Annotated in this window: 21 protein-coding genes; 14 read left to right on the top strand and 7 right to left on the bottom strand. The window is 66.6% G+C overall.

The annotated features are described in order from the left end of the window. Window positions 1–78 precede the first annotated feature (78 nt). Window positions 79–1,431: a hypothetical protein gene (locus ABZ319_RS08855; RefSeq protein ID WP_354985765.1), complete on the top strand. Its 1,353-nt coding sequence runs from the start codon at window positions 79–81 to the stop codon at window positions 1,429–1,431. Next, the gene (locus ABZ319_RS08850; RefSeq protein ID WP_354985764.1) at window positions 1,428–1,991 is read left to right on the top strand and encodes a GNAT family N-acetyltransferase; all 564 of its coding nucleotides are present in this window, start codon (window positions 1,428–1,430) and stop codon (window positions 1,989–1,991) included. The genes ABZ319_RS08855 and ABZ319_RS08850 overlap by 4 nt, the downstream gene beginning before the upstream one ends. Before the next feature lie 208 nt (window positions 1,992–2,199). Here the strand turns inward: ABZ319_RS08850 and ABZ319_RS08845 are convergent, their stop codons facing one another. Then, the gene (locus ABZ319_RS08845; protein ID WP_354985763.1) at window positions 2,200–2,760 is read right to left on the bottom strand and encodes a GNAT family N-acetyltransferase; all 561 of its coding nucleotides are present in this window, start codon (window positions 2,758–2,760) and stop codon (window positions 2,200–2,202) included. A gap of 373 nt (window positions 2,761–3,133) precedes the next feature. Between ABZ319_RS08845 and pip the strand changes: the two genes are divergently transcribed. Continuing rightward, window positions 3,134–4,105 (top strand): prolyl aminopeptidase, encoded by a 972-nt coding sequence (pip, locus tag ABZ319_RS08840; RefSeq protein ID WP_354985762.1) that lies wholly within the window; start codon window positions 3,134–3,136, stop codon window positions 4,103–4,105. Window positions 4,106–4,165: 60 nt separating this feature from the next. On the opposite strand, the gene ABZ319_RS08835 is transcribed toward pip, so the two are convergent. Together ABZ319_RS08835 and ABZ319_RS08830 are read right to left on the bottom strand one after the other, a co-directional pair. Further along, entirely contained in the window at window positions 4,166–4,633 is a 468-nt protein-coding gene (locus tag ABZ319_RS08835; protein ID WP_354985761.1) for a hypothetical protein, read from the bottom strand. Window positions 4,634–4,677: 44 nt separating this feature from the next. Further along, window positions 4,678–4,800, bottom strand: coding sequence for a hypothetical protein (locus ABZ319_RS08830; protein WP_354985760.1), 123 nt, complete (start codon window positions 4,798–4,800; stop codon window positions 4,678–4,680). A 299-nt stretch (window positions 4,801–5,099) separates the two neighbouring features. Between ABZ319_RS08830 and ABZ319_RS08825 the strand changes: the two genes are divergently transcribed. The 4 genes from ABZ319_RS08825 (at window position 5,100) to ABZ319_RS08810 (ending at window position 8,342) form a co-directional block, all read left to right on the top strand. Further along, window positions 5,100–6,008 (top strand): aminoglycoside phosphotransferase family protein, encoded by a 909-nt coding sequence (locus tag ABZ319_RS08825; RefSeq protein ID WP_354985791.1) that lies wholly within the window; start codon window positions 5,100–5,102, stop codon window positions 6,006–6,008. Between the two features lie 97 nt (window positions 6,009–6,105). Next, the gene (locus ABZ319_RS08820; protein WP_354985759.1) at window positions 6,106–6,594 is read left to right on the top strand and encodes a hypothetical protein; all 489 of its coding nucleotides are present in this window, start codon (window positions 6,106–6,108) and stop codon (window positions 6,592–6,594) included. Window positions 6,595–6,674: 80 nt separating this feature from the next. Further along, window positions 6,675–6,809 (top strand): hypothetical protein, encoded by a 135-nt coding sequence (locus tag ABZ319_RS08815; RefSeq protein ID WP_354985758.1) that lies wholly within the window; start codon window positions 6,675–6,677, stop codon window positions 6,807–6,809. A 72-nt stretch (window positions 6,810–6,881) separates the two neighbouring features. After that, complete coding sequence (locus ABZ319_RS08810; protein ID WP_354985790.1) at window positions 6,882–8,342, top strand: ornithine decarboxylase; 1,461 nt, start codon at window positions 6,882–6,884, stop codon at window positions 8,340–8,342. 90 nt (window positions 8,343–8,432) lie between these two features. On the opposite strand, the gene ABZ319_RS08805 is transcribed toward ABZ319_RS08810, so the two are convergent. Continuing rightward, window positions 8,433–10,592: a catalase gene (locus ABZ319_RS08805; RefSeq protein WP_354985757.1), complete on the bottom strand. Its 2,160-nt coding sequence runs from the start codon at window positions 10,590–10,592 to the stop codon at window positions 8,433–8,435. A 92-nt stretch (window positions 10,593–10,684) separates the two neighbouring features. On the opposite strand from ABZ319_RS08805, the gene ABZ319_RS08800 reads away from it, so the two are divergent. The 5 genes from ABZ319_RS08800 to ABZ319_RS08780 all read left to right on the top strand — a co-directional run bounded on the left by ABZ319_RS08800 (window position 10,685) and on the right by ABZ319_RS08780 (window position 14,594). After that, complete coding sequence (locus ABZ319_RS08800) at window positions 10,685–11,479, top strand: glycosyltransferase family 2 protein (RefSeq protein WP_354985756.1); 795 nt, start codon at window positions 10,685–10,687, stop codon at window positions 11,477–11,479. A 22-nt stretch (window positions 11,480–11,501) separates the two neighbouring features. Beyond that, window positions 11,502–12,452 (top strand): acyl-CoA dehydrogenase family protein, encoded by a 951-nt coding sequence (locus ABZ319_RS08795; protein WP_354985789.1) that lies wholly within the window; start codon window positions 11,502–11,504, stop codon window positions 12,450–12,452. Further along, window positions 12,437–13,186, top strand: coding sequence for a PIG-L family deacetylase (locus tag ABZ319_RS08790; protein ID WP_354985755.1), 750 nt, complete (start codon window positions 12,437–12,439; stop codon window positions 13,184–13,186). The genes ABZ319_RS08795 and ABZ319_RS08790 overlap by 16 nt, the downstream gene beginning before the upstream one ends. Then, window positions 13,183–13,803, top strand: a complete 621-nt coding sequence (locus ABZ319_RS08785; RefSeq protein ID WP_354985754.1) for an SAM-dependent methyltransferase — start codon at window positions 13,183–13,185, stop codon at window positions 13,801–13,803. Before ABZ319_RS08790 ends, ABZ319_RS08785 begins: the two co-directional genes overlap by 4 nt. 122 nt (window positions 13,804–13,925) lie before the next feature. Further along, complete coding sequence (locus ABZ319_RS08780) at window positions 13,926–14,594, top strand: HAD family hydrolase (protein WP_354985753.1); 669 nt, start codon at window positions 13,926–13,928, stop codon at window positions 14,592–14,594. Window positions 14,595–14,795: 201 nt separating this feature from the next. Here ABZ319_RS08780 and ABZ319_RS08775 read toward each other — a convergent pair whose 3' ends face one another. Continuing rightward, entirely contained in the window at window positions 14,796–15,038 is a 243-nt protein-coding gene (locus tag ABZ319_RS08775; RefSeq protein WP_354985752.1) for a DUF2789 family protein, read from the bottom strand. A 117-nt stretch (window positions 15,039–15,155) separates the two neighbouring features. Between ABZ319_RS08775 and ABZ319_RS08770 the strand changes: the two genes are divergently transcribed. Beyond that, window positions 15,156–15,659, top strand: a complete 504-nt coding sequence (locus ABZ319_RS08770) for a hypothetical protein (RefSeq protein ID WP_354985751.1) — start codon at window positions 15,156–15,158, stop codon at window positions 15,657–15,659. Between the two features lie 62 nt (window positions 15,660–15,721). Here the strand turns inward: ABZ319_RS08770 and ABZ319_RS08765 are convergent, their stop codons facing one another. Next, window positions 15,722–16,039 carry a DUF222 domain-containing protein gene (locus tag ABZ319_RS08765; RefSeq protein ID WP_354985750.1) on the bottom strand — a complete coding sequence of 106 codons (318 nt, stop codon included), beginning with the start codon at window positions 16,037–16,039 and terminating at the stop codon, window positions 15,722–15,724. A gap of 291 nt (window positions 16,040–16,330) precedes the next feature. Here ABZ319_RS08765 and ABZ319_RS08760 point away from each other — a divergent pair, with 291 nt between their 5' ends. Further along, window positions 16,331–17,521, top strand: a complete 1,191-nt coding sequence (locus tag ABZ319_RS08760; RefSeq protein ID WP_354985749.1) for an ATP-binding protein — start codon at window positions 16,331–16,333, stop codon at window positions 17,519–17,521. Window positions 17,522–17,614: 93 nt separating this feature from the next. On the opposite strand, the gene ABZ319_RS08755 is transcribed toward ABZ319_RS08760, so the two are convergent. After that, window positions 17,615–18,904: a cytochrome P450 gene (locus ABZ319_RS08755; protein WP_354985748.1), complete on the bottom strand. Its 1,290-nt coding sequence runs from the start codon at window positions 18,902–18,904 to the stop codon at window positions 17,615–17,617. Window positions 18,905–18,977: the final 73 nt, after the last annotated feature.

Below are 18,977 nucleotides of genomic sequence, written 5' to 3'. Positions count from 1 at the left end.
CTGATCCCACCCATGGAACTACGACGCTGGTCGTACGCTTCTGTTACGGACCGCTGCGAGGGTGGAGCAGGGGCAACCATGATTGTCGAGAAGTGGACAGCGACAGAGGTAAAGGCGCTGCGCAAGGCCGCCCTGCGCCTGTCCCAAGAGGAGTTGCACGAAGTCATCGGGTTTCAGACTTCGACCATTCAGAAGTGGGAGCAGCGAGCCAGTCTGGACCGTCCGGTCGTCGGCCGTTCGGCGGAGGCCCTCGATACTGTCCTGGCCAACCTCAGTGCCGCACAGCTGCAAAGGTTTTGTGCAGCACTCGACGCTGCGCAATCAACAACCGCCGGGCATCCTGTCCCTGGTAGTAACGAGGATCCGATCGATGCCACACCACACCGGCCAAGGGCAGGTGAGCTCGGCCTGTACGCATGGGAAGTGGACGACGACGTGAAACGACGTGAATTCGGAACCCTGGCGACGATGGGGCTTGTTGCCATGCTCGCAGGCGAGCAGAACCGCCTCGACGCAGGCGATGTCCGGCGTCTGCTTACAGGTGTGGACGCGTTGGAGGTCGAGGATCAGCGGTCCGGCGGCGCGGGCCTTGTCGATTTCGCTGTCGAGCAACTCGCGCTCGCCAAACACAAGCTCGACACCTGCAGCTATGACGAGGCGATCGGTGACGCATTCGCCAGCGCGACAGGACATCTCGCAGTAATGGCCGGCTGGCTCGCCTATGATGCCGATCGCCACCCTCTCGCCCGCCGCTTGTATTCCGATGCGCTGGCACTCGGAACCGAATCCAACGACAACGACCTCCTCGCACACACCTGCCTGTACTCCGCAAATCAATCCATCGCCCTCAGCCGCGCCGGCATCGGAAGCCCTTATCACGCGTTGAAACTCATTCGCCGTGCACGCGATCTCATGCGCGGCCGCCCACCCGGCCGGATTCATGCACTCGTCGCGGTCCGCGAGGCCCAAGCCCAAGGGATGGTCGGTGACCGCGTCGCCTTCGGTCGTGCCCTCGCAACCGCCTGGCGCGAGATGGACAGCGCGGCGCACTACGAACCCCTCGAGCAGTGCCCGCAATGGTTGCGGTTCGTCACACACTCCGAGATTGCGGGACACGAAGCCCGCGGCTATGGCGATCTGGGCGAAACAACTCGATCGGTCGCGCTCTACGCCGCAGCGGCAGACGAACAATCCAGTGTCCGCAACTCCCTGCACCTCAGTGCATGGTCAGCCGCGTCGCGAATACAACTGCGCGACATCAATGGTGCTGTCGGAGAAGGCCTTCCGGTGCTGAAAAAGCTCGCCACAATCTCATCAGTGCGAACCCTGAGAGTCCTCGAGCCCGTTCGCCAATCGGTGGGACAGTCAGCATCCGCAGACGAGTTCCGCCACCTGTTCGATGCCCTCACAGAGAAGGCCATTGCATCGTGACCACCCCCAGCTTCGAACACTACTCGGCCATCCGAGCTCGCGAACTCCGCGCCGTTGTCGAAGACATCTACTGTCGCTCGTACACCGAAGCTATCGCTTCAGGCGATCCATTCGACTCACCAACAGAATTCATGAACCGGTTCGATGCCTACACCGATCCCCGCCGCAGCAGCGGATTCGAACTGGTCCTAGCGCGCGTCGATGGCGAACCTGCCGGCCAAACTTGGGGCTGGCCTCTGCCGGCGAACGCGCGATGGTGGGAACAACTCACGTTGGACGAAGGCGACATCCGTGAATTCACCCTTGAAGACGGGTCGCGGACTTTCGCACTCAGCGAGATCATGGTGTGCGCCGAACACACCGGTCAAGGACTCGCACGCGCCTTACACGACGAACTGATCAATAGCCGACCGGAACAGCGCGCGACCTTGCTCGTCGAGCCGGACAACGACCGCGCCTACGCGGCGTACCTCAAATGGGGATGGCAACGGGTCGGATCCCTTCGGCCTCAATGGGAGAACGCGCCGAAGTTCGACGTCCTGATCTACATCAATCGCTAGCAAGCGGAATACAGCAACATCGATCTGATGATGGCCTACATCAGCGTAGGAGACCTCGATGCCGCGCCAGCTGTTGCCGGAACTGCGGGATGCTGACCGCGGCCAACCGATACCCGCAGCTGGTGGCCTCGGCGACCGATTTGCGATCGGCGATGGACCGCTGGGCCGATTTGGCACCGGTGCGAGCACTCGATACCGCAGTGAGCGACTACCGGATTGTCCCGAGTTCCCGTACATAGACATCGAACTCGGGACTGGTCCAGCCCGCATCCGGCGGACTGTCCTGGCGACCGACCAGAGTCCACCCTGTCGCGGTATAGAACGCCCCCGCGGTCTCGCCGAGAGCGGGAATCATTCCCAACGTGACACGCTCGTAAGGCAGTCCCGCCAGCAGCGCATCCATCAGACTGCGGCCGATACCGTGGCGACGATGGTCCGGGGCTACGCCGACGTCGATCACCGCGAAGGTCCGGCCCTCCCATTCCTCGGTGAACTCCGGTGGCACCGGCTCTCGCAATCCCTGCCACCAACGACTCGATGTCAGCCCGTGCCCGTAGGCGAGCCCGACCAACCCATCGTCCGAGTCGTCAGCGAGCACGATGGCGACGCTGGCATCGGTCAGGAGGCGAATCATGGTGGCGCGGTGATTGGCTGGTGTATCGGGGATGTTCGGCGGCTCCGAGAACACCCGCAAGTACAGCTCGCCGATGTCATCCAACCGCGTCGCCGCCTCGACCGCCGTCACCGCTCGCACCGCAATCTCACCCACAGAGCGAGGATAGATATCCCGGACCGAACCGACTACTTGTTCGGCGGCTCGCGAAGCGCGAACGCTCGCTCATTGCAGGAATCAAACCTGCAGAGTTCGCACACTCCGCCCATCCGGGATTCCACATACAGCGCTTCTTCGGACCAGAGGGGCAACGCGATCTTCCATCGGGAGTCCGGTGCGGCGGCACTGACCGGCGGTGGAGAAATCTCGGCGCGGTCGTCGAGAGGATGCTGGCACTTGCTGCTAACTGGGGATGGCAGCGCGTCGGCACTCTGCGCCCCAACTGGGCGGATGCGCCGACGCTACATGTGCTTGTACGCGAACTGCCACCACAGCGGTAGCAGGATGTCGCACCGGTACCGTGGCGACCGTGCCCGCATCCAGTGCCCGTCAACCGTTTCCGTCGATCGAGCCCTACGCGTCCGGGCTGCTCGCGGTCGGTGACGGCAACCGGATCTACTGGGAGACGAGCGGAAACCCGGGTGGGCGGGCGGTGCTGGTGGTGCACGGTGGGCCGGGTGCGGGCGGGCGGCGTGGGGCTCGGAAGACCTTCGATCCGGAGGTGTTTCGGATCGTGCTGTTCGATCAGCGCGGGTGTGGGGAGAGCCTGCCGCACGCATCGGATCCCGCTGTTGACATGGCGCACAACACGACCGAGCATCTGCTGGCCGACATGGAGGTGTTGCGGGAGCACCTCGGAGTCGAGAAATGGGTGCTTTACGGGGGTTCCTGGGGGTCCACGCTGATTCTCGCGTATGCGCAGCGGCATCCGGACCGGGTGATCGGGATCGTGTTGATCGGGGTGTTCACTGCCCGGCAGCGGGAGATCGACTGGCTCTATCGCGGGATGCGGATGCTTCGGCCTGTCGAATGGGAGCGGTTCCGGCTCGGCGGGTCCACCGAGTATCGGGATGGAGACCTGGTCGAGGGCTACCGGCAACTGATGGAACACCCGGCACCGGCGGTGCGCGAGCAGGCCGCGCGGGAGTGGTGTGCCTGGGAGGATGCGGTGATCGCGCATGAAACCTTGGGTGCGCCGGGGCAATACAGCGCGCCCGCGGACAGGGAGCAATTGGCGTTCGTGCGGATCTGCAGTCACTACTTCGCGCACGCGGGCTGGCTCGACGACGGTCAGCTGCTGCGTGAGGCGCATCGGCTCGCGGGGATACCCGGGGTTCTGATCCACGGTCGTCTCGACCTGTCGGCACCGGTGCGCACGGCCTGGGAACTCGCGCGCGCCTGGCCCGAGGCCGAGCTGCGGATCATCGAGGACTCCGGGCACACCGGCAGCCCTGCCATGGCGGAGAGCATCTTCGACGCTGTCGCCCGATTCGCGGACTGACATGTCCGGGGTGGCTCCGCGTCCGCCGACGCGGAGTCACCTCACCGCACGCGGTATCGACTATTTCGCGAGCGGGGCGAACCGATAGACGGCGGGTGCGTCCGACGACAACGGTTCCGGCATCGACGGCGTCGTGTAGCTGTAGTTTCCGGTGGTCTCGGTGCGGCAGGTCAGGGTGATGGTGAACTCGATCGGGTCCGGCGTGGTGTGTTCGGTGCCGTGGAAGACCGCGACGCCGGGGGCGGAGCTCTCCCGGGTGAACGTGCCATCCTGCCAGCCGCTGACGCCGACCACCGAATAGCGGAAAGTTCCCGGGCCGGTGAAGCGGACCAGGGTGAGGTTGTCGCCGCGGATACCTGCCGGAACGGCGGGCACATTGCCCCACATCACCAGCATCTGTTCCGTCGACTCGGCCGGCACCTGGCAGGTGGGCGCGATATCGGGATCGGCCGACGCCGTACCGGTGATCAGGGGCAGCGCCGCCGCTACCGCCATCGCCGAGACGAAAATACTTGCGCGGGTGGTCATTCCAGCTCCTTCATGGCGCGGGTGGCACGCGTGGCCGCGGCGGATCACAGCAGACCGAACACGCTCAGGATGAAGACGACGTTCGCGACGATGCTGGTGACTTCCTCAGCCAGAACCAGTGCCGCCGAACCCAATTCGACCAGCCCCGCGGACAGCGTTGCTGACATCGATCCTCCTTCTCGTGTTCTTCGAGGCGGTGACCGGAATGATGGCCCACAGCCGGTTGGTGAAGCTCGGGTCGGTTTTCCTTCACCAGAAGAAGGCGACAGCATCGGGCATCCGATGCCGAACAGCGCATAAAGAACCGCGCGCGGCAAACAATACCGACGATTAGCCAAATCAATGGTGATCTCGCTATCGCGCGGCGCGTGAATGGGGCGGCCGAGCCGTGTCGGCGACACACGATCGCGCTGCGGGGAAATCGCTTGTTCGGGGCAGCGACCTCTGTGAGGCTGCCGTCGTGACCATGCATCCGAACCAGCTGGAAGTCTCGCTCGGGACCGCGCGCGCCTTGGTCGCCGAACAATTCCCGCAATGGCGCGGGCTCGATATTCGGCATGCGCCGGGGAGTGGGACGGTGCATTCGATTTTCCGGCTCGGTGACGACTTTGCGTTGCGGTTTCGAATGCGGTTCGCCGACCCTGCGCAGGTCCGTTCGGAACTGCACAGGGAGGCCGCGGCGGCCCGCGAGGTCGCCGGGCGAACCCGGTTCGCAACACCGGAACCGGTCGCCATCGGCGAACCCGGTGGCGGATATCCACTGCCGTGGTCGATTCAGACGTGGCTCGAGGGCGAGGTTGCACTGGACGCGGATCCCAGCGAATCATCCTCCTTGGCAATGGACTTGGCCGAGTTCATCATCGGCGTGCGAAGTATCGATGCCCGCGGGCGCACGTTCGACGGCAATGGGCGAGGCGGAGATCTCAGGTCCCATGACGACTGGGTCGCCACCTGCCTTACTCGCAGTGCCGGCCTCCTGGATGTTGTTCTGCTGCATCGCATCTGGGAGCGGTTGCGCACACTCCCCCGCGGCAGCGATCCCGATGTGATGAATCACTGCGACCTGATTCCCGGCAACATTCTGGTGACCAACGGCCGGCTCACGGGCGTGCTGGACACGGGCGGTCTCGCGGCGGCGGACCCCGCGCTGGACCTGGTGGGTGCCTGGCACCTGCTCGGCACCGCACCGAGGCAGGTCCTGCGCGACTGGCTCGGCGTCGACGACCCGGAATGGGAGCGCGGTATGGCATGGGCGTATCAGCAGGCCATCGGCCTTGTCTGGTACTACGCCGAAAGCAACCCCGCGCTGAGTCGAGTCGGCCGAAAGACGTTGGACCGTATCGCAAGCAGTCTTGGACGGCCGCTTCCACGATGACGGCGAACGCACCGCCCCGTGTTCTCCTGCCCCTGAAAGTGACGGGCCGGGGTGGCGATAACGCCCTCCACGGCGGTGCCGACTCACAGGTATGAGAATGAAAAGTGTTTCCCTGCAACAGTTCACGTTTCGCACCGGCGTCGTCGCGGCGGCGATGGTGACCGCGTGGAGCGGTCTCGCCGGGGCCGCCGGCGCCAACCCCGGCGACCAGGTCGCACAGTTCACCCCGACCCTGACCCGGGTTCCGGGTCCCAACTGCGCCGCGATCATCAACGCCGAAACCGTGCCCCAGCCGCAGTCCGGGGTCTTCGGCGTCCGGTTGAAGATCACCCAGACCGGGGACTTCTGCGGGGCGTACCACGTCACCGTGCACTGGCGGAACCTCGACACCGGCCGGACCAGCGGCCAGTCCCAGCGGGTCGAGGGCACCACGGTGGTCGGCCTGCCGGACGGTGTGATCACCGGAATGGGCATGGGCCCGGGGGCCGGGAAGGTAGAGGCGTGGCTCGACACCTATTCCGAGGTCTACCCGCAGAATGTGGACCTGGAGCACATCGCCGGCCGCGCCACGTTCGCGCTGGGCTGAGTTCACGGCCCGGGAACGCGATCATTGCCCGCGCCCTCCCGCAGAGGATTAGCCCGGCATTGCGGGGGTACGCGCAGCATATGGAGATCTTGATCATTATCGGACTGGTGATTCTGGTCGGTGCTGTCCTGTTGTGGCGACGCTCGGGACGGGGTCCGGACGACACCGACCTGAACACCGGCAACCCGCCCTCGGCCAACAACGACACGATCTAGCGCTCGTTTCGGGCGTGTGCTCGGCGGTTGCCGTATCCGAGTAGGTGCGACCGGGCCGGGTACTCGGCGATGGTGGACCATTCATCAGCACCGATATTGGACGCACTGGCCGACTATCAGCGATCGGACAGATACGGCTTCACGCCGCCTGGCCATCGCCAAGGGCGCGGCGCGGATCCGCGCGTACGGCAGGTGCTCGGGGACGCCCTGGCCGCAGATCTGCTCGCCGCGAGCGGTCTCGATGACCGGCTCTCACGCAACCGATACCTCTCCGACGCGGAGGCGTTGATGGCGGATGCGGTCGGCGCGCAGATGGCGTTCTTTTCGACCTGTGGCAGCTCGCTCTCGGTGAAGGCCGCCATGCTGGCCGTGGCCGGCGGTGACCGCGGCGGGCTGCTGCTGGGGCGCGACAGCCACAAATCCGTGGTCGCCGGTCTGATCTTCTCCGGCGTGCAGCCGCACTGGATCGCCCCGCGCTGGGATGCCGAACGGCATCTGTCGCATCCGCCGTCACCCGATCAGGTCCGCCGGGGCTGGGACGAGCACCCGGACGCGGCAGCCGCGCTGATCGTCAGCCCGAGTCCGTATGGCACCTGCGCCGATCTGGCCGCGATCGCGGATATCTGTCACGAACGCGGTAAGCCGCTGATCGTGGACGAGGCGTGGGGCGCGCATCTGCCGTTCCACTCCGGCCTGCCGACCTGGGCGATGGATGCCGGCGCCGACGTGTGCGTGGTGAGCGTGCACAAGATGGGCGCGGGATTCGAACAGGGTTCGGTCTTCCACGCGCAAGGTGATCTCGTGGACTTCGACCACCTCAGCGCCTGCGCGGATCTCCTCATGACGACCAGCCCGAATGTGTTGCTGTACGCCGCGATCGACGGCTGGCGACGGCAGATGGTGGAGCATGGACACGATCTGCTGTCGGCGGCACTGGATTTGGCCGATCGCGCCCGCACGCGGATCGCGGACGTCGACGGTCTCGAGGTGATGGAACAGCAATTGCTGGGGGTGGAAGCCTCCCACGATCTCGACCGGCTACAGATCCTCGTGGACGTATCGGCCACGGGAGCAACCGGTTACGACGCCGCCGATTGGTTGCGCACCCACCGTCACATCGATATCGGACTCAGCGATCACCGCCGGGTACTGGCCACGCTGTCGATGGCGGATGAGGATGCCACCATCGACAGGTTGGTGAACGCGCTGCGGGAGTGGGCGCACGAGCCCAAAACCTCTCGGCAGCACGATATTCGGCTGCCATCGCCATCGGAACTACAGCTCGAATCGGTGATGCTGCCGCGCGACGCCTTCTTCGGCCCGGTCGAGACCGTGCCGATCGACCAGGCCCCGGGCCGGGTCGCGGCCGAACAGCTCACCCCCTATCCGCCGGGTATTCCCGCGATCGTGCCTGGCGAGCTGATCAACACAGCCGTGATCGAGTACCTGCGTACAGGTCATGCCGCGGGCATGAACGTGCCCGACCCCGCCGATCCCGACCTCAAAACACTTCGGGTCGTGGCCGGGCGGTAGACCGTCCGGCAGGGCGAGAGGGCATTTCCAGCTTCCGGCCACACGAACCTCGGCCCCGCCTTAAGCGGGGCCGAGGCTGAGTTCCTCTGCTCAGTACGAGAACTCGGCGTCCCGGGCCCAGACGCGATGTTCCGGAAGTAGCGCCGCCAGCGCGTCGAACCCTTCGCCGATCGTCGGGGCCTCCTGTACGCCTTCGGATTGCCCATCGATCCCGGCCGCGGCGATCGCCTCCGCGCCGTCGCCGGTATACGCGATGGCCTTGAGGTGGCGATGGGCCTCCTGCAGCAGGATCGCGAGTCGCGGGTCTGGGGCTACAGCGGTGATCAGCAGCGCGTCGAACTCGATGGAGCGAGCCGTATCGAGGGTGCGCGAAATCGCCACCGTTTTTGTGCCCGAGCCAAGTTCGCCGCCCTGGGGGGCGATGACCAATGGCGTCATGGACTGGTCGGCGATCGCGGCGACGGTAGCGGCCAGCTCGCCGGGATCGGTGTCGGCGGTGGCGAAGATGCCGACGATGCGACCATCGCTCGGCCAGGTGCCCCCCAGCTGCGACAGCGCGGGCGATGGGGTGACCTTCTCGATCTGGGCCGCCTTGCCGGTGATCTCGACGCCCAACCCGGCGGCGACGGTTCGGGCTAGCTGTTCGTCGATCTGGCGGAGCACGGTGACAGCGCGCTGTTTGATCGCCTTCTCGTAGCATTTGCCGAGTTCGAAGGTGTACGCCTTCGCGACATGGGCCTGTTCGATCTCGCTGAGACTGGCGTAGAACAGGCGGGCCGAACTGAAGTGATCGTCGAAAGTGGCGGCGGCCGCACGCACTTTCGTCCCCTCGACCGCCTCGGGGAAATCGATCCGGACGCCGTCCTTCGCGCCGGCGATGAACGGGCATCCACCGTCGAGGCTGTTGGGGCGGTAGGGAGCAACGCCGGAATGGACGGCCGTTTGATGCATGCCGTCGCGCTGCATGTCGTTGATCTCGGCGTGCGGGCGGTTGATGGGCAACTGGGCGAAGTTCGGCCCGCCCAGGCGGGTGATCTGGGTGTCGATGTAGGAGAACAGCCGGCCCTGCAGCAGTGGATCGTTGGTGACGTCGATACCGCGCACGAGATGGCCGGGATGGAAGGCGACCTGTTCGGTTTCACTGAAGTAGTTGGTGGGGTTGGCATTCAGCGTCATCGTGCCGATGATCTGGACCGGGGCGAGTTCCTCGGGGACCAGCTTGGTGGGATCGAGCAGGTCGATGCCCTCGAACATCTGCTCGGGCGTGTCGGGGAACACCTGCACCCCGAGATCCCACTGCGGAAACGCCCCGGATTCGATGGCATCCGCCAGATCGCGCCGGTGCATATCGGGATCCACCCCGGCCGCGATCTGCGCCTCTTCCCACACCAGCGAGTGCACGCCCAGCTTCGGCTTCCAATGAAACTTCACGAGCACCGACTCTCCGTCCCCGTTGAGGAGCCGGAAGGTGTGGACGCCGAAGCCTTCCATCATGCGCAGCGAGCGCGGGATCGCTCGATCGGACATGTTCCACAGGGTGTGCGCGGTCGCCTCGGTGTGCAGGGTGACGAAGTCCCAGAAGGTGTCGTGGGCACTCTGGGCCTGCGGGATCTCCCGGTCCGGGTGCGGCTTGCCCGCGTGGATGATGTCCGGGAATTTGATGGCGTCCTGGATGAAGAAGACCGGGATGTTGTTGCCGACCAGGTCGAATACGCCCTCGTCGGTGTAGAACTTGGTCGCGAATCCTCGGGTGTCGCGCACGGTGTCGGCCGAGCCGCGGGAACCGAGGACGGTCGAGAAGCGGACGAAGACCGGGGTCTGCTTGTTCTTCGCGAAGAGCGAGGCGCAGCAGATCCGGTCGGCGGCGCCGTTGCCGACGAACGTCCCGTGCGCGGCCGCGCCGCGGGCGTGTACGACCCGCTCAGGAATGCGCTCGTGGTCGAAATGGGTGATCTTTTCGCGCAGGTGGTGGTCCTGGAGCAGCACCGGGCCGCGCGGCCCGGCCTTGAGCGAATGGTCGGTATCGCTGGGTCGCGCGCCCTGGGCCGTGGTCAGAAACGCTCCGCGCTGGCTCACCGCGTCCTGCGGGAGATCGGTCGGCGCGCCGGTGGGGGTGACGGTGGCCGGGCCGGCCTGGTCCGGCTTCGGTGGCAACGGATCATGCGGCTTCGTCGGCTCTGCCTCGGAGGCGGGCGCACTCGATGGCGCACCGGGAATGACGGGTTGTTTTCTGGCTCCACGCGTGGCCATTGGCTACCTCCTGGGTACCGAGCGGGCAAGACAGTGGCCGTATGCCCAGCGGCCCCGGCGGCAAACCGGGCGCGATGACGTGCGGGAATCGCGTGCCGCTGTCCCGGGCCGGGCCGCGGTTTGCGGCGGCGCGCCGCGGGTATGCGCTGACCATGATCGTTTCGGATGACCGGTTCGGACGTCTACAACCGATCAGTGACGTCGTTGTCGTCGTACCTGTCCGCGACGAGGAACAACTGCTTCCCCACTGTGTGCGAGCACTGCGGCGCAGCGCGGCGCAGGTCCGGATTCCGGTACGGATACAACTGGTTCTCGATGCCTGCACCGACGGCTCCACGCAGGTCGCCGACGCGTTGGCGGTGGATTCACTGATCGTCGACGAGCACAACGTGGGGGCCGCGCGGGCGGCGGGGTTCGCGGCGGTGCGCTCGACCAGCGGCCCGGACACCTGGTTCGCGACGACCGACGCCGATTCGCAGGTCGACCGGGCATGGCTGAGCCGGCAGCTGCATTACGCGCGTCATGGGGCGGACCTGGTCGCCGGCGTCGTGTCGGTCGCGGATTGGGATGGGTACAGCCCGGCGACCCGCCTGCGCTATCAGCGGCAGTACGAACACGGCGGGCACGGCGGGCACGGTCACATTCATGGGGCAAACCTTGGGTTTCGTGCCGAAATGTACTGGAGTACAGGCGGTTTCCTCGCCAAGCCCTCCGGTGAGGACGTCGAGTTCGTCACCCGTGCGCAAGCCGCGGGACGCACGATCGTGTGGGCGGATGACGTGGTCGTGTCCACCTCCGGACGCCGGAACGGCCGGGCGCCGGGCGGTTTCGCCGCGCACCTGCGAACCGTGGAGGCGCGCTGGCCCAGTGAGGTCGACAGTGCCTGAGGATATGGACGGCGACCGCATCATGAAGCGTCTGCACGAACTCTCCCGGACCGGGGAGCTCGACCTACCGCTACCGGGGCACGGCCGGACCCTCGACAGGTTCCGCAGCCTCGCCACGTTCGCGGCCGAAGACACCGTGCTGGGCCGCTTGGCCGAGGCGCACACCGACGCAGCCGCGATCCTGGACGAGCTCGGCGGCGGGGCACCGCTACCCGGTCAGGTGTGGGGCGTATGGGCCGCCGAACCACCCGAGCCGCTGGTGCGGGCCGAGCAGACCGCTGACGGCTGGGAATTGACCGGCCGCAAACTCTGGTGCTCGGGCGCGAACATCTGCACCCACGCGCTGGTCACCGCGCGGCACGGGGAGCAACGGCGGCTGTTCGCGGTGCCGCTGCACAGCCCGGCCGTGCGGCCGGTCCCGGACTCGTGGCACGCGGTGGGCATGCGCGACTCCGATTCCGGTGCAATGGATTTCACGCACGCCGCGGCCACTCCGGTCGGGCAGCCGGGAGCTTACATCGACAGGCCCGGGTTCTGGCACGGGGCGATCGGCGTCGCGGCCTGCTGGTACGGCAGCGCCTGCGAGGTAGCGCGCCCGCTGCACGAGCGCGTCGCGACGGGTAAGGCGGACGCGCACGTCGCCGCCCATCTGGGAGCGGTCGCCAGTGCCCTGGGCGCGGCACGGCTGAGCTTGAGCCGCGCCGCCGCCGATATCGATCACGACCCGGCGGGCGATCCCACCCGGACACGGATCCGAGCCCGGGTCGTGCGCGCGATCGTGGAGGACGCCGCCACTATCACCCTCGATCGCGTAGGCCGAGCCCTGGGCGCCGCACCGCTGTGCATGAACTCCGCGCATGCGCGCCGCGTCGCCGATCTGACCGTCTACCTGCGGCAGAGTCACGGTGAAGCGGATCTGGCCGCGCTGGGCCACGACATCGGCGAAGGAGATACCTCGTGGGCACTCCTGTGATCGATCTGCGGGCGCCCGGCACACAGGACGCCATCTGGGAACGGTGGCGCGCCGACTGCGCTCCGCTCACGGTGAGCGGCTGGCGCGAGCTGGTCGTGGTGGCGCCCCACCCGGACGACGAGGTTCTGGGTGTGGGCGGGCTGATCGCGCTGGCCCGCGCGAACGGCATCCCGGTCACCGTCGTCGCGGCCACCGACGGCGAGGCCTCCCACCCGGACTCCCCCACCCACACCCGAGACCGTCTGACCGCCCTGCGCATCAAGGAATCACACGCCGCGGCAACAGAATTGGGCGCTGAGCCACCGCTCCGGCTACACCTGCCCGACGGCGACCTGACGCGGCACGAACACGACCTCACCGAGCGACTGTCGATACTGCTTGCGCGGCCGGGCGGAGAGCCGGTCTGGTGCGCGGCGAGCTGGGCACATGACGGGCACCCCGATCACGAAGCCGTCGGGCGCGCGGCCGCAGCGGCGTGTGCACGCACGGGCGCGCGACTGCTGCAGTACCCGATCTGGATGTGGCACTGGGCCACACCGGCGAATCCGCTGCTCGAGCACTCCCGAGCAAGAACGCTGGCCTTACCCCCGGCCGCCCACAGCGCCAAATGCCGTGCGCTGAGCCGGTTCCGAAGCCAGACGCAGCCGTTGTCGGATCTGCCGGGGGACGAGCCGATCCTGCCGCAGCACATCCTGCGCCGCTTCACCGGTCCGACCGAAACCTTCCTGCTATGACCCCGAACCGCCTGCCTGCCGGCTACTTCGAAGCCCTGTACCGGCGCGAGGCCGACCCGTGGCAGTTCGCCACCCGCTGGTATGAGCGCCGCAAGCGCGCGCTCACGCTCGCTGCCCTACCCCGGCCCCGCTATCGGCACGCCTTCGAGCCCGGCTGCGGTATCGGCACTCTCACCGCCGAGCTCGCCCACGTCTGCGACCGGATCACCGCCACCGACATCACCGACGAGCCGCTGCGCACCGCCGCCCTGCGACTCGGCGATGGTGCGGATACCGTCGACTTCACGGTTTGGGCGCTCGGGGACGACTGGCCCGGTACACAATTCGACCTGATCGTCTTCAGCGAAGTCTGCTACTACCTCGACGGCGACGAATTGCGGATCGCCCTCGACAGGACCGTCGAGCACCTCGAGCCGGACGGCACGCTGCTGTGCGTGCACTGGCTCCACCCGGCTCCGGACTACCCCCTCAGCGGCGAACAAGTTCACATGATCGTCGCCGAACATCCAGGGCTGGTACGCCTTGCGCGGTATCGCGATGAAGACATGCTGCTCGAGGTGTTCACCCCGGTTGCGGGCGACCAGCGCTCGGTCGCACAACGCGAGGGCATCGTATGACCACGCACGTGCTCGCACCCTCGACCGGCCTGGACGGGTACCGGCGCGAGCTTCGGATCTCCGCGCCGGACGGCGCGGCTCCACCGTCAACGAAACCTCGCCGACGAAGCAGGAGGTAGATCATGTCCGAGCCCGCAGCGGTTCTGTTCGATGTCGACGGCACGCTGGTCGACTCCAACTATCTGCACGCCCGGGCATGGCATCGGGCGTTCGCCGAAGTGGATGTCATCGTGCCGACATGGCGCATCCACCGCGCCATCGGCATGGACGGGGACCAGCTGATCCAGACCCTGGCCGGTGAGCTCGATGACGCCGCGTCCGCGCGAGCCGATGACTGGCACAGTCGCCTCTATCTGGATTCGGCCGACGAACTCACGCTGCTACCGGGCGCGCGCGAGATCCTGGCCGAGCTGTCCTCGCTCGGGCTGCGGGTACTGCTCGCCACCTCCGCGCCGCCGGACGAGCTCGCGGTGCTGCGCAAGCTACTCGACAGCGACGCGGCGCTCTACGCGGTAACCGGCGGTGAGGATGTGGATACGGCGAAACCGGACCCCGCAATCGTGCGGGTCGCCCTCGATCGTGCCGGCGTTCCCAACGACCGCGCCGTGTTCGTCGGTGACACGGTGTGGGATGTGCGCGCTTGCCTCCCGGTCGGGGTACCGGCGATCGGGGTACTCAGCGGTGGCATCGCCCGAGCCGAACTCGAACAAGAGGGTGCGGCCCACGTGTGCGACGATGTCGCGCAGTTGCTCCGTCACCTCGACGACAGCCCGATCGCCGCGTTGCTGTGAGGTCCGCGACCCGTCGTCGCACAGTGGGGTGGATCTGCCGTCCTTAGGTCCCTACCCCGATGAATCCACCGCGCCAATCCATCTCGGCTACGTCGTCCGCCTCTAAGCCCCATCGGTTACACCACATCATGCCCCCGAGCCGCCGAAATGGTTCAGGGACAACGGTTCCTGCGTAGAGGCAGGGGCGTCGCCGCGACGGCTTCAGGTGCGCCGCAGGAGTTCGTCCAGTTCGTTGAAGGCTTGTTCGCAGTGTCCGTCCTCGTGTAGATCCCAGAAGTATTCACGCTGGTGCCGTGTCCAGAAGTGGGCGTCGAACAGGTGGACACTCCGCTTCGTTATCGAATGCCGGGTTACGAAACTATCGATGTCCGCGGGGGCGCTGGGCAGTCCCAGCATCTCGAACAGTTCTTGTAGCGTGTACTGCTCGTCATCCTCGGAGTCCATCCTCTGAATCTAGCTGTGACAGAGGGGATTCGGACTACACCGCAGTTGTCTACCCCCGGAAAGCAGGGGCAGCGCTTCGCAGTTGAAACAACAGTGCTTCGCATACGATCCCCAGCCATGGTCAACTCATCCCGGGTCGCTGCCGCCGGGCTACTTTGCGCGCCCGCACTCGCCCTGCCCGCGCTGCTCGCACCGGCCGCCCATGCCACCGTCGACTCCTTCGGAGTCGGGTGCGCCACGCCATCCGTTCCCTGCCAGGTCTCGGTTACGACCAGTGGGGCCGACCGGCTCAGTCCGGTCACCTTGTCGGTCAACGGGACCACCATCGGGCAGGGCACCCCGTTCGGTAGCTCGGACGGGCTCAACGGGTTCGTGGACATCACCTGGACCCCGCCCGCTGTGGGGGCGTACACGGTCACCGTCAGCCAGGGCAGTTCCAGCCGGTCGGTCAAGGTGAGCATCTGCCCGCCCAACCCGTCGAGCTACCCGAATCTTTCGCTGTCGCTGGGGTCCGCGGTCGCGACCACCTGCAACATCATCGGCAGTTCCTTGAACTCCGGGTCCACGTCCGGTTCCGCGGCGCTCGTGCTGCCGCTCTTCGGTGGTTCGTCGGGTTCGTGACCGACACCGGTTCGATCACGACCTCGCGGGTCCGCGATCGAACCGGACCACCCGCGTGGGGGTCAGCTCGCCGCCGCCAGCACACGCCATACTTTCTTGGTGCGCGGGCGGGGGTGGGGTACCGCGTATTCGATCCGGCGGCGAGCCTCGTGGGCGCTGATCCGGAGTAGGTCGATCAAAAGATCCACGGTGTCGCGGTAGCCGGTGTCCACGGCCAGGCCGCGGCGCTCGGCCTCGGAGACCGCCGCGCGCATCGCGGCGTCCAGCCGGCGGCGACGGCGTTCGGTTTCGACGAGGGTGCGCAGTAGGTCTGCGTCGGTCAGATCCGGCCAGCCCGGGGCTGGAGCACTCGGCGCCAGCGCGGTCGAATGTTTGGTCACGCGGGTCAGCATACATCGAATTAGAACATATGTTCGATCAACCGAGTAGGACGTCAACGACTCGGCAAAACGCGCATTTCTCCAGCGGCAGAACACGCACACGCGTTGCGGCAGAACACGCACGCACCTAGCGGCGAGATGCGCACGAACCGTGCGGCAGAACACGCATGCGGTTGCCGGACAATACACCCTCAACGTGGCACTATTGCGAGTATGATACCGGCATTCTCTTCGTCCCCTATCGGCCGGATTCTGCCGAGACATGCGCATTCTGCCGTTCACGAGGCGCTGATGGACACGCGCGTCGTACTCGTCAACGGTGCTCGTCAGTGCGGCAAGAGCACGCTCATCGCCAGGATCGGCCGCGAGATCGAGGCAACGTGGCGGAGCCTGGACCGCCCCGAGACTCGGCAGGCCGCGATCTACGACCCCAGCGAGTTCGTCCTGAGCGACGGCCCGCTGGTGATCGACGAGGTGCAGCGGGTGCCCGAGCTGCTGCTGGCAATCAAGGAGACGGTCGACGCGGACTCGCGGCCGGGACGGTTCCTGCTCACCGGTTCGGCGCACGTGATGGCCCTGCGGAGCGTGCCGGACGCACTCCCCGGGCGCATCGAGACCATCGAGCTGTGGCCGCTCTCGCAGGGTGAGATCGACGGTGCGCCCGATGGATTCGTCGACGCGGCCTTCGAACATGGACCCGGCCTGCGGTACACCGGAACCGAGAGCCGGGACGGCTACATCGAACGGATCGCACGGGGAGGATTCCCCGAAGCCGTTGCCCGCGTTGGCAAACGGCGTGCCCGATTCTTCTCCTCCTACATCTCGGACTTGATCAACCGCGACGTCATGGAACTGTCGGAGATCGAGCGCACCACCGAGATGTTCGCGCTCACCAATCTGGTCGCCGCCCGCTCGGGTCAATTGCTGGTGCCGGCCACGCTCGGTAGCGAGTTGGGCTTGCCGCGCGACACCGTCACACGCTACCTGCGCCTGCTCGAAGAAGTGTTTTTGATCAAGCGGATCCCCGCCTGGTCGCGAAACCTGACCAGTCGCGCCGTGGGTACCCCGAAGGTGATCATGGTCGATTCCGGGATCGCCACCCACCTGTGCGGGGCAGACACTCGCGCACTGCGCACTCCGAACGGCCCCGTCGGCCCGCTGCTGGAAAGCTTCGTCACCGCCGAGGTCGCCCGCCAGCTGACCTGGGCCGACCAGGAGATACGCATGTACCACTACCGCACGCGCGACAACGTCGAGGTCGACATCGTACTCGAGAACAACCGGCACCAGGTCATCGCCATCGAGGTCAAGGCCGCCACGACCGTCAAGGGTGAGGATTTCCGCGGCCTGCGGCATCTGGCCGATCGCCTCGGCGACGATCTGCTCGCCGGGTACGTGCTCTACACCGGCACCGAGACGCTGCCTTTCGGCCCCAAGTTCCGCGCCGTGCCGATCGACGCGCTGTGGAACCTGCGGCCCTGACGGTCATTTCGACGGGTCTTCGCGTTCGCGCAGGATTCGAGGGCTATGTCGATGAGCTCGTCGTCCTGCCCGCACCGTCGCCGCCCTTCGGAATTACCGGGCGTCCGGCCGAGGCCGGTAGGTGACGTGCAGTTCCTGCAGTCCGCGCAGCAGGAAGGTGGGCTCGTAGTGGAACTCGCGACCATCGGCGGGTCCGTGTGCATCATCGTCGATCGTTAGATCCGTGACCCGGTCGAGTAGGCGGTCCAGGGTGACGCGGCCCTCGGTGCGAGCCAGCGGGGCGCCGGCGCAGGTGTGGATGCCGCGGCCGAAGGCTATGTGCTCGCGTGAGTTGGGGCGGTCCAGGCGGAACTCGTCGGGGCGGTCGAACTTGCGCGGGTCGCGGTTCGCGGCGCCGATGCAGAGCATGACGATGCTCCCCGCGGGGATGTCCACGTCGCCGACGGTGGTCGATCGGCGCGTGAGCCGGAAGTCGACCTTGGTGGGGCTCTCGATGCGTAGTGCTTCTTCGATGAACGGCGCGATCAGGCTGCGGTCGGCGCGCAGAATGTCCTGGTACTCGGGGTTTTCAGCGAGGACGCGAACCGCGGAGCTGAGCAATTTGGTGACGGTCTCCATGCCCGCCGCGAAGAGGAAGGTGGCTGGTCGGACCACGTCGATGAGTTCGGGCAGCGACCCATCGGGATAGGTGGTCGCGGCTAGCACGCCGAGGATGTCCGAACGCGGCGTGGCGCGCCGATCGCCGAGGTAGACACCGAAGGTGTCCTCCAGCCATTGCAGCGGATTGCTGCCCACCGGCTCGCTGTCCAGCGCGCCCACCCGGCTACCCGGCTCCTCGTACCCGTTGAGGCGCCGCCGGAATTCGGCACGGTCCTGTTCCGGAATGCCGAGCAGGTCGGCGATGGTCAGGGTCGCGAACGGCTTGGCGTAGTCGCCGAGGAACTCGGAGCGTCCCGCATCCGCGATGGCGTCGAGGCTGCGATCAGCGAGTTCGACCATGTAGTCACGATTCTCCTCGAGCCGCTTCGGGGTCAGCAGCTGGCTCAGCAGTGCCCGAGTGCGCGTGTGCTGCGGCGGATCCATGGTGACCATGTGCTCGAAGAGTGGGAACCGGTGCCGATCCCGCGCTATCTGGGCGGTGATGTCGTCGCCTTCGGGAACGAACGGCAGCGGCGGGAAGGGGCCGCCGATCGAGACGCAGGCCGAGAACGATTGGTGGTCACGGAAGATCGCGTCCGCTTCGCGGTAGCCGGTGACGACCAGGACGCCATGGTGCGGCTCCCGCACGATCGGATTTCGGCGGCGCAACCCGGCCAGGTACGCGTAGGGGTCCTGGGCCAGCGCCGGATCGGAGAAGTAGTCGAGGAACGCCGTGTCGGTCATGGGTCTGCCTTTCGGGACCGGGAGCAGCGTCGCCGATTTGATCGGTCGATAAAAGCCGGCGAGCGGATGCATT

Source organism: Nocardia sp. NPDC005978, from assembly GCF_040614455.1.
GTDB lineage: Bacteria > Actinomycetota > Actinomycetes > Mycobacteriales > Mycobacteriaceae > Nocardia.
The sequence above is the reverse complement of the archived record's forward strand: the minus strand, read 5'-3'. Positions and strand labels throughout refer to the sequence as shown.